This window comes from Stenotrophomonas sp. TWI169, assembly GCF_039674705.1.
Taxonomy (GTDB): Bacteria; Pseudomonadota; Gammaproteobacteria; order Xanthomonadales; family Xanthomonadaceae; genus Stenotrophomonas; species Stenotrophomonas maltophilia_P.
In genome coordinates this window covers 99,336-108,151 of record NZ_JBDJOB010000015.1, presented here as the reverse complement: position 1 = coordinate 108,151, position 8,816 = coordinate 99,336, and the positions used below count along the sequence as shown (strand labels likewise).

Sequence of the window (8,816 nt, the reverse complement as noted above, 5' to 3'; positions counted from 1 at the left end):
CGCCCCACCCTCGCGTGTTTCCTGGTGCCGGACGGCACCTTTTTTTGGGGTGGGTGATAGGTGTCAGATCCTTTTTCCGCTGTAAATGGGATCTCACCCCGAGAGCCGCTGGCTGTTGCTTCTGCTTCTTTCTTTTGATCTTCCGTGGCTGGCGCACACGGAAACTGTCAGAGGCCGGGCGGGGTGGGTTGCGCAGGGGCGTGAGCCGCATGGATGCGGCGACCGAGCTTACATGGACGTGCTTGCAGCGGCCCCTGCGCAGCCCATCCCGCCCGGCCAAGCACGGCTGTTGCTTCAGCCTTGTCCCCAGCCAGCCACGAGGGGCTCCGCCGTTGGCCGTATCCGCGCCGAAGGCGCGATAATGACCGGATGGAAACCGTCCGCATCGCCACCCGCAAGAGCCCGCTCGCCCTCTGGCAGAGCGAACACGTCGCCGACCGCCTCCGCCAGGCCCATCCCGGCCTGCACGTGGAACTGGTCCCGATGAGCACGCGCGGCGATGAAGTGCTCGACCGCTCGCTGGCCGCCATCGGTGGCAAGGGCCTGTTCCTGAAGGAACTGGAGCTGGCCATCCTCCGCGGCGATGCGGACTGCGCCGTGCATTCGCTGAAGGATGTGCCGATGGAACTGGATGCGCCGTTCGTGCTGCCGGCCGTGCTGCCCCGTCATGACCCGGCCGACGGCTTCGTCTCCAACCTCTATGCCTCGCTTGATGCGTTGCCCATCGGCGCGCGCGTCGGCACGTCCTCGCTGCGCCGCCAGGCCCAGCTGCGTGCGCTGCGCCCGGACCTGGAACTGCTGGACCTGCGTGGCAACGTCAATACGCGCCTGGCCAAACTCGACAACGGGGGCTACGACGCCATCGTGCTGGCCGTCGCCGGGCTGGAGCGCCTGGGACTGGGCGATCGGATCGTGCTGCGCCTGCAGCCGCCGCACTGGCTGCCGGCGCCGGCGCAGGGCGCCGTGGCCGTGGAGTGCGACGGCAGCAATGCGCCGCTGATGGCCTTGTTCGCTGCGCTCGATGACGCCGCGACACGCGCCTGCGTGGAAGCGGAGCGGGCAATGAACCGCGCGCTGCATGGCAGCTGCCATGTGCCGGTGGCGGCGATCGCGCAGTGGCAGGGGCAGGACCTGCACCTGCAGGGGCTGGTCGGCAGCGCCAGCGATGGCCGTGCGGTGCGCGCCGAAGGCGTGGGCCCGGCCAGCGACCCGGACGCGCTGGGCCAGCGCGTGGCGCAGAGGCTGCTCGATGGCGGGGCGGGTGAGCTGCTGAACGCCTGACCCGGCCGATTCCCTCGGCCAGGCGCTGCGGAACAGAAACGAAAACGGGCGCCAGGCGCCCGTTTCGCTTATTTGAACTTGTAGACCACGTTCATGGTGGTCAGCGTATCGGTCTTGCGCTTGTCCACCGCGACGTCGCTGTTGTAGCGGGCCTGCCAGCCGGCCTTCAAGGCCAGGTGTTCATTCATGCTCACCGACAGGCCGAAATCGTTCTGGCCGAAGGTGTTGTACGACCCCGATTCGACCAGCAGCGTGTTGACCAGATCGGTGTTCTCGGTAAGCGAGTACTTCATGTCGAACAGGCCACGACCGATCAGCCCGGTACGGGTGCGATCATCCTCGGTGCTGTGGGTGCGGCGCACACCGGGGCCGACCTGGGCATCGAAATAGAAGCGCTCGGTACTCCACAGACGGGTGCCGTAACCCAGACCGAACGAGCTCTGGCGGTCGTAGGTGGCGAAGTCATCGCGCTCGGTACGCACCGTGGCGGTCAGCTGGCGGTGCTCGCCCAGCTGCAGCGCGCTGCCGGCGCTGCCGGTGTAGCGGTTGGCGGTGGTGTTGTTGCGGCGGGTGGTGGTGCCGTCGTCGTTGGTCTCGGTCACCTTGGAGCTGGAACGCAGGCCGAACAGGTCCATGCTGTGCACCCAGTCACCGTCGGTGTAGCGCAGGCGCAGGCGGCCGTTGAAGCTCTCGGTGCTGCTGTTGCCGCGTGCCGAGGCGAAGCCGAGCTCGCCGCCGCTGCCGCTCCAGGGCGAGGACATCGCCGCCAGTTCGGATGCATCCTGCGCGTACGCCAGCGGGGCGCAGAGCAGCAGGGGAATCAGCAGGGACACGCGCAGGGACATCGAGGCTTCTCCGAAGCGGTTAACAACCCGTGATGATACTGGAAGCGTGATGGCCGTCCGCCCCATGGCGCTGGCCGCTTCAGCAGGCGTTGTCACCGCTCCCCATTCAGGGCAGCTCGATGCGGAGGGAGGGGTCGTTGAAGCGCGAATAGCGCAGGCGCAGCTGGAACACCTGGCCGTTGCTGCTGCCGCTGCGCACGATCTGGCGTGGCAGGCCCTTCCCGTCCACCCAGTACTCCAGGCGCTCGCCGGGGCCGGCGCCACGCAGCCGGTAGCGGCGGGTCTGGACCCCGTCCAGCGTCTGGCTGCCCAGATCCTCGGCCTGCAGCGCCGCGGGCGCGACGTCGGCCGGCAGCGGCGTCCGCCATTGCTCGAGCAGACCGGGCAGCGTCGGCACCTGGCGGATGGCCCCGTCGGCCTGCAGGAACATCGTGTCACCGATGATGGTCTGTGCACCGGCCGCCGTCTGTACCCGGAATCGGTCCGGGGCCACGAAGTCCATCGCACTGCGGACCGGCTGTGGCGTACCCAGCACTTCCAGTTCCGCGTGGAAGCTGCGCAGGGCGGCGAACCGTTGGCTGGCGGCCAGTACCGCCTGCGCCGGGTCGGCCTGCGGAACGACCGCGTCGCCGCCGGACGGCGCTGGGGGGCGACCACAGGCAGCCAGCAGCAGGCAGGCCAGCAGGGGCAGGGCGGGCAACCGGCGCATGGGAGGGCTTTCGCAGAGGGCGGGGCGCCCACGATAGCCCAAACCCCCCACACAAGACCCGCGACTCGGACATAATCGGGGGCATGGACCGATACGAACGCATCACCGCCCTGCATCGTCTGCTCAAGTCCGCGCGCTATCCGGTGACGGTGGCGACCCTGCAGGACAAGCTCGGTTGTTCCCGTGCCACCGTCTACCGCGACCTGGCGTTCCTGCGCGACGCGCTGATGGCGCCGATCGAGGGCGATGGCGAGGCCGGTTTCCGCTATCACGCCGACGAAAGCGACCGCTTCGAACTGCCCGGCCTCTGGCTCAGCTCGGAGGAGCTGCATGCCCTGCTGGCATCGCAGCACCTGCTGGCCCGTACCGGCGGGGGCGTGCTGTCTTCGGTGCTGGCACCGCTGCAGCAGCGCATCGAAAGCCTGCTGGCCGCGCAGGCGGGGGTCTCCAGCTGGCCGGTGGACCGGGTGCGGGTCATTCCGCATCGCGGCCGCAAATTCGACGAAGGCAGCTTCCGCAGCGTGGCTTCGGCCGTGCTCGAGCGGCGCCAGCTGGGTTTCGAGTACCGCGCCCGTTCCACCGACGAACCGACCAAGCGCACCGTTTCGCCGCAGCGCCTGACCCACTACCGCGACAACTGGTACCTCGATGCGTGGGACCACGACCGCGAGGCCCTCCGCAGCTTCGCGGTGGACCGGATCCACAAGGCGCGGGTGATCGACCACACGGCCCGTGACGTGGCCGACAGCGAACTGGACGAGCAGCTGGGTGCCAGCTACGGCATTTTCTCCGGTGCGCCGAAGGGCTGGGCCACCATCCTGTTCAGCGCCAAGGCTGCGCGCTGGGTCGCCGATGAGCACTGGCATTCCAAGCAGCAGGGCCGTTTCCTGGCCGACGGCCGCTATGAACTGAAAGTGCCTTACAGCGTGTCACGCGAACTGCTGATGGATGTGCTGCATTACGGCTCGGATGCCGAGATCGTCGAACCGACGATGCTGCGCGAGCAGGCCAAGGCGCTGCTCGAGCTGGCCCTGAGCAACTACGATAGATCCTGACCTCCCCCCCGAGAATCATTCCGCCCATGAAGAAGACCCTGTTGCTGCCCCTGCTCGCCGCTGCGCTGGCCCTGACCGCCTGCGGCAAGTCCGGCGAGCCTTCGCAGAAGCTGGTGGTGGCCGCCACGGCCGTGCCGCACGCCGAAATCCTCGAGGTGGTCAAGCCGATCCTCAAACAGGAAGGCGTGGAACTGGACGTGCGCGTGTTCAACGACTACGTGCAGCCCAACGACCAGCTGGTGCAGAAGCAGGTGGACGTGAACTACTTCCAGACCGAGCCGTACCTGGACGCCTACAACCGCGACCGCAAGACCGATCTGGTGACGGTGATCGGCGTGCACATCGAGCCGTTCGGCGCATACTCGCGCAAGATCAAGTCGCTGGCCGAACTGCGCGAAGGCGCGGATGTGGTCATCCCGAACGATCCGAGCAACAACAGCCGGGCGCTGATCCTGCTGCACAAGGCCGGTGTGATCGAGCTGAAGGATCCGACCAATGCGCTGGCAACCCAGCGCGACATCGTCTCCAATCCGAAGCAGCTGAAGTTCCGCGAGCTGGATTCGGCGATGCTGCCCCGCGTACTGGATCAGGTGGACCTGGCCCTGATCAACACCAACTATGCATTGGATGCGGGTCTGAACCCGACCCGGGATGCGCTGGCGATCGAGAGCAAGGACTCGCCGTACGTGAACTTCCTGGTGGCCCGGCCCGACAACAAGGATGATGCGCGCGTGCAGAAGCTGGCCAAGGCGCTCACCAGCGCACAGGTGAAGGCGTTCATCGAGACCAAGTACAAGGGTGCCGTGCTGCCGGCGTTCTGATGTTGGGGTAGCGCCGGTCCATGCCCGGCGGATTGGGGATTGATTTGCCGGGCATGGCCCGGTGCTGCCGCCCTCAATCGACGTGGAAGGCCAGGGTGGCGGCGACCGCCTGCTGCCACCCGGCATACAGCGTCTCGCGCCGTGATGCCGGCATCTGCGGCTCGAAACGGCGGTCCAGTCCCCATTGCGCGGCGATCTGTTCGCGGCTTTCCCAGAATCCCACCGCCAGCCCGGCCAGGTAGGCCGCGCCCAGCGCCGTGGTCTCGGTCAGCCGTGGCCGCAGCAGCGGAACGCCCAGAATGTCGGCCTGGAAGCTGGCAAGGAAGTCGTTGCCGATCGCGCCGCCGTCGGCACGCAGCTCGCTCAGGCCGATACCTGCATCGGACTGCATGGCATCGAGTACATCGCGGGTCTGGTAAGCCATTGCTTCCAATGCTGCACGCACGAAGTGCGACCTGCTGGTGCCCCGGGTCAGGCCGAACATCGCTCCACGCACGTCGCTGCGCCAGTAAGGCGCACCCAGGCCCACGAACGCCGGCACCAGATAGACGCCAGCGCTGTCGCCGACCTTCGCGGCCAGCGCCTGGCTGTCGCTGGCCCGATCGATCATGCGCAGGCCGTCGCGCAGCCACTGCACCACCGAGCCGGCGATGAAGATCGACCCCTCCAGTGCGTACTCCACGCGCCCGTCCAGGCCCCAGGCGATGGTGGTCAGCAGGCCATTGTGCGAACGCACGGCCTGCGTTCCGGTGTGCATCAGCATGAAGCAGCCGGTGCCGTAGGTGTTCTTCACCATGCCCGGCTGGAAGCAGGCCTGGCCGAACAGCGCGGCCTGCTGGTCGCCAGCGATACCGGCGATCGGAATCGGGTGGTCGAAGAAGAACTGCGGCCGGGTGTGCGCGTACACCGCGCTGGAGTCACGCACCTGCGGCAGCATGGCGCGCGGAATGTCCAGCAGCGCGAGCAGCTCGTGGTCCCAGTCCAGGGTGTGGATGTTGAACAGCAGCGTGCGTGCGGCGTTGCTGTAGTCCGTCACGTGTGCCTGGCCGCCACTGAGATTCCAGACCAGCCAGCTGTCGATGGTGCCGAACAGCAGTTCGCCACGCTCCGCGCGCTGTTGTGCGCCTTCCACGTGATCGAGGATCCAGCGCACCTTGGTGGCCGAGAAGTAGGCATCGATCAGCAGGCCGGTGCGTTCACGGATCAGCGCTTCGTGCCCCTGCGAGCGCAACCGCTCGCAGATGGCCTGGCTTTGCCGGGACTGCCAGACGATGGCGTTGTGGATCGGCTGGCCCGTGGCGCGTTCCCAGACCACGGTGGTCTCGCGCTGGTTGGTGATGCCCAGTGCGGCGATGTGGCGCGGGTCGATCTGTTCGCGGCTGAGCAGCTCGGTCAGCGTGGCGTAGACGCTGGTGAGGATCTCGCGCGGGTCATGTTCCACCCAACCGGGCTGCGGGAAAATCTGGGCGAACTCACGTTGCGCGCTGCCGACGATGTCGCCGGCGTGATCGAACAGGATCGCGCGCGAACTGGTGGTGCCCTGATCGATGGCCAGCACGTAGCGGGGCGTCATGCGGCGTCTCCGGTAGAGATGGGGAAATCCTACTGCATCGGCAGCGACGGGCCATGCCGGGTGTCACCGCGATCGGCCGGGCATGGCCTGGTGCTGCTGTTCCTCCAACCAGTCCTGCAGGCGTGCCACCTGTGCGGTGTCCAGCCGCAGTCCCAGCTTGCTCCGCCGCCACAGTATGTCCTCGGCGGTATGCGCCCATTCGTGATCGCGCAGGAACACGACCTCATGGGCGTGCAGCCCACCGCCGAAGTGTTCGCCGAGATCGTCCATGCCCTGCACCCCGTGCAGCAGCTCGGTGCTGCGGCTGCCATAGGCCTCGGCCCAGCGCCGCGTAGTGTCCTCAGGCAACCACGGTGCGAGTCTCCGCAGGTGAGAGCGTGCCTGCACGGCATCGCCCCAGTCGCTGCCCGGCAGCGGCGTCCCGGCTGCCGTCCATGCCGGCCCCATCTGCGGCAGGTGGGGCCGCAGCAGATCCAGCGCTTCTTCGGCCGGAACGCGGTAGGTGGTCAGCTTCCCCCCCAGCACGTGCACGGCGGGCGCGCCCTGCACCTGCAACTGCAGGCGATAGTCGCGGCTGAGTCGTGCCGCGCGCGGATCCGGGTCGGCCAGCAGCGGGCGCACGCCGGCAAACTGCCAGACCACCTCCGTCGCCGTGATCGGCTGGCGCAGATAGCGGTTGGCTGCCTCGCACAGGTATGTCACTTCCGAAGGCAGCACGTGGCAGCGCGCCGGATCGCCCTGATAGTCGGTGTCGGTGGTACCCACCAGCAGGTGGTCGTGGGTGAAGGGCAGCAGGAATACGACCCGTCCGTCGGGCTGCTGCAGCAGGCAGGCGCTGTCATCGGGCCAGGGCCGGCGCAGCACGATGTGGCTGCCCTGCACCAGGCGCAGGGCCGGTGTGCCGCTGCGCGCCTGCATGCGTTGCAGCAGGCCTCCGGCCCAGGGACCGGCCGCGTTGGCCACGGCATGTGCATGCACCGTCTGCTGCTGTCCCGCTGCATCGACCAGTACCGCCCGCCAGTGGCCCTGCTCGCCGTGCAGTTCGACGCAGCGGGTGCGAACCTGTACACGGGCACCGCGTTGCGCGGCATCCAGCGCGTTGAGCAGGACCAGGCGTGCATCGTCCACCTGCGCGTCGGCATAGCTGAAGGCCTGGTGCAACGATGGCGACAGCCACGTGCCCAACGGGTCGTGTGGCAGGTGCAGTGCGCGCGAAGCCGGAAACGCTGCGCCGCGATGGCCGAGGTGGTCATACAGCCACAGGCCGAGCCGCAGCATCCAGCGTGGCCGCAGGTGGGGTTCCCAGGGCAGCACGAAGCGCAGCGGCCGGACCAGGCAGGGCGCCTGCCTGCGGAGCACATCGCGTTCGCCCAGCGCCTTGCGCACCAGGCCGAACTCGCCCTGTTCCAGGTAGCGCAGCCCGCCATGGACCAGCTTGCTGCTGGCGCTGGAGGTATGTGACGCAAGATCGTGCTGCTCGCAGAGCAGCACGCGCAGGCCGCGGCCTGCGGCATCGCGCGCGATGCCGGCGCCGTTGATGCCACCTCCGATCACCAGCAGGTCGACGTTGTCCATCACGATCACCGGCCTTCCGTCCTTTGCAGAGTCAAGCCCTGCTCGACGTCCGGAGAAAAGCAGTCGAGCACGGCCCGACTCTACACAGAACGCGGGTGACGGAAACGACGACGGGCCCCGAAGGGCCCGTCGCGTACAGACAGTGAAGCAGGCGGTGCTTAGAAGCGGGCGCCGATACCCACGCCGACAGTCCACGGATCCAGCTTGGCTTCGCCGATCTTCTCGCCACCCACCTTCACGTCCGGGCGGGCGCGCATGTAGCGGGCATCAGCACGGGCGAACCAGGTGGAGTTGATGTTCATGTCGACGCCGACGGTGCCGATCACGCCCTTGGCATCCTTCAGGCGGATGTCGGAGCTGCTGCCGTCAGCCAGCGATTCGTTGCTGAAGGCCGACTGGAAGTAGCCCACGCCCACGAACGGACGGAACACGTTGTCGGCCTGGCCGAAGTGGTACTGGCCGCTCAGTGCGACCGGCTGCTGCTCGACGCTGCCCAGGCGGGTGTTGCCCGGACCCTTGACGCGGTGATCGAACTTGTCGGCAGCGCCCCACAGCTCAACGGCCCAGTTGTCGTTGACGTAGTAGCTGAAGCTGACGGTCGGCGCCGGGCCGCCATCGAGCTTCTTGACGCCGGTGATCGGGTCATTCTTCGGCTGCAGCAGCGTGACGCCGCCAACCACGGCAAAATGCTTGCCCGAGGCGGTGTCGGTGGTGCTGCTGTCCTGGGCGAAAGCGGCCGGCGCGAAGGCGGCCGAGGTCAGCAGGGCGAGACTCAGGATACGGATGGAGCGCATGGGGGTATCTCCTAATGTTTCTTGTTTTTGGGCCCCCGGTTGCGGGGCGAGCACACCGTAGTCGCCTCAACATGAATCGAATCCGACGCGCGTTAAAAAATAGTTCGCTCTGTTCAGCGATGAGTTCGAAAAGCCTGTTTTCATGGGGTTTTTGCTCTGGAGG

At 67.4% G+C, this 8,816-nt stretch carries 8 protein-coding genes; 3 read left to right on the top strand and 5 right to left on the bottom strand.

The window, feature by feature from the left end; genetic code table 11:
• The first annotated feature begins 369 nt into the window (after positions 1-369).
• Complete coding sequence (gene hemC, locus ABE543_RS12845) at positions 370-1,281, top strand: hydroxymethylbilane synthase (protein WP_279942221.1); 912 nt, start codon at positions 370-372, stop codon at positions 1,279-1,281.
• 68 nt (positions 1,282-1,349) lie between these two features.
• Here the strand turns inward: hemC and ABE543_RS12840 are convergent, their stop codons facing one another.
• Positions 1,350-2,126 carry a DUF481 domain-containing protein gene (locus ABE543_RS12840; RefSeq protein WP_065175204.1) on the bottom strand — a complete coding sequence of 259 codons (777 nt, stop codon included), beginning with the start codon at positions 2,124-2,126 and terminating at the stop codon, positions 1,350-1,352.
• Positions 2,127-2,232: 106 nt separating this feature from the next.
• Complete coding sequence (locus tag ABE543_RS12835; protein WP_346475766.1) at positions 2,233-2,835, bottom strand: hypothetical protein; 603 nt, start codon at positions 2,833-2,835, stop codon at positions 2,233-2,235.
• Positions 2,836-2,918: 83 nt separating this feature from the next.
• Here ABE543_RS12835 and ABE543_RS12830 point away from each other — a divergent pair, with 83 nt between their 5' ends.
• Positions 2,919-3,890: a YafY family protein gene (locus ABE543_RS12830; RefSeq protein WP_053520325.1), complete on the top strand. Its 972-nt coding sequence runs from the start codon at positions 2,919-2,921 to the stop codon at positions 3,888-3,890.
• 26 nt (positions 3,891-3,916) lie between these two features.
• Entirely contained in the window at positions 3,917-4,711 is a 795-nt protein-coding gene (locus ABE543_RS12825) for a MetQ/NlpA family ABC transporter substrate-binding protein (RefSeq protein WP_065175202.1), read from the top strand.
• Positions 4,712-4,784: 73 nt separating this feature from the next.
• Here the strand turns inward: ABE543_RS12825 and glpK are convergent, their stop codons facing one another.
• The 3 genes from glpK to ABE543_RS12810 form a co-directional block, all read right to left on the bottom strand.
• Positions 4,785-6,284 carry a glycerol kinase GlpK gene (gene glpK / locus ABE543_RS12820; RefSeq protein ID WP_346475765.1) on the bottom strand — a complete coding sequence of 500 codons (1,500 nt, stop codon included), beginning with the start codon at positions 6,282-6,284 and terminating at the stop codon, positions 4,785-4,787.
• Positions 6,285-6,347: 63 nt separating this feature from the next.
• On the bottom strand, positions 6,348-7,859 hold the full coding sequence (glpD, locus tag ABE543_RS12815) for a glycerol-3-phosphate dehydrogenase (protein ID WP_346475764.1): 1,512 nt from the start codon (positions 7,857-7,859) through the stop codon (positions 6,348-6,350).
• A 158-nt stretch (positions 7,860-8,017) separates the two neighbouring features.
• The gene (locus tag ABE543_RS12810) at positions 8,018-8,653 is read right to left on the bottom strand and encodes an OmpW family outer membrane protein (RefSeq protein ID WP_053520322.1); all 636 of its coding nucleotides are present in this window, start codon (positions 8,651-8,653) and stop codon (positions 8,018-8,020) included.
• Between the last annotated feature and the right edge of the window lie 163 nt (positions 8,654-8,816).

Bases quoted from the DNA above. Each gene is read 5' to 3' on its own strand.
- ABE543_RS12830 (WP_053520325.1), top strand. From the start codon at position 2,919: ATGGACCGATACGAACGCATCACCGCCCTGCATCGTCTGCTCAAGTCC.
- ABE543_RS12825 (WP_065175202.1), top strand. From the start codon at position 3,917: ATGAAGAAGACCCTGTTGCTGCCCCTGCTCGCCGCTGCGCTGGCCCTG.
- hemC (WP_279942221.1), top strand. From the start codon at position 370: ATGGAAACCGTCCGCATCGCCACCCGCAAGAGCCCGCTCGCCCTCTGG.
- glpD (WP_346475764.1), bottom strand. From the start codon at position 7,859: ATGGACAACGTCGACCTGCTGGTGATCGGAGGTGGCATCAACGGCGCC.
- glpK (WP_346475765.1), bottom strand. From the start codon at position 6,284: ATGACGCCCCGCTACGTGCTGGCCATCGATCAGGGCACCACCAGTTCG.
- ABE543_RS12840 (WP_065175204.1), bottom strand. From the start codon at position 2,126: ATGTCCCTGCGCGTGTCCCTGCTGATTCCCCTGCTGCTCTGCGCCCCG.
- ABE543_RS12810 (WP_053520322.1), bottom strand. From the start codon at position 8,653: ATGCGCTCCATCCGTATCCTGAGTCTCGCCCTGCTGACCTCGGCCGCC.
- ABE543_RS12835 (WP_346475766.1), bottom strand. From the start codon at position 2,835: ATGCGCCGGTTGCCCGCCCTGCCCCTGCTGGCCTGCCTGCTGCTGGCT.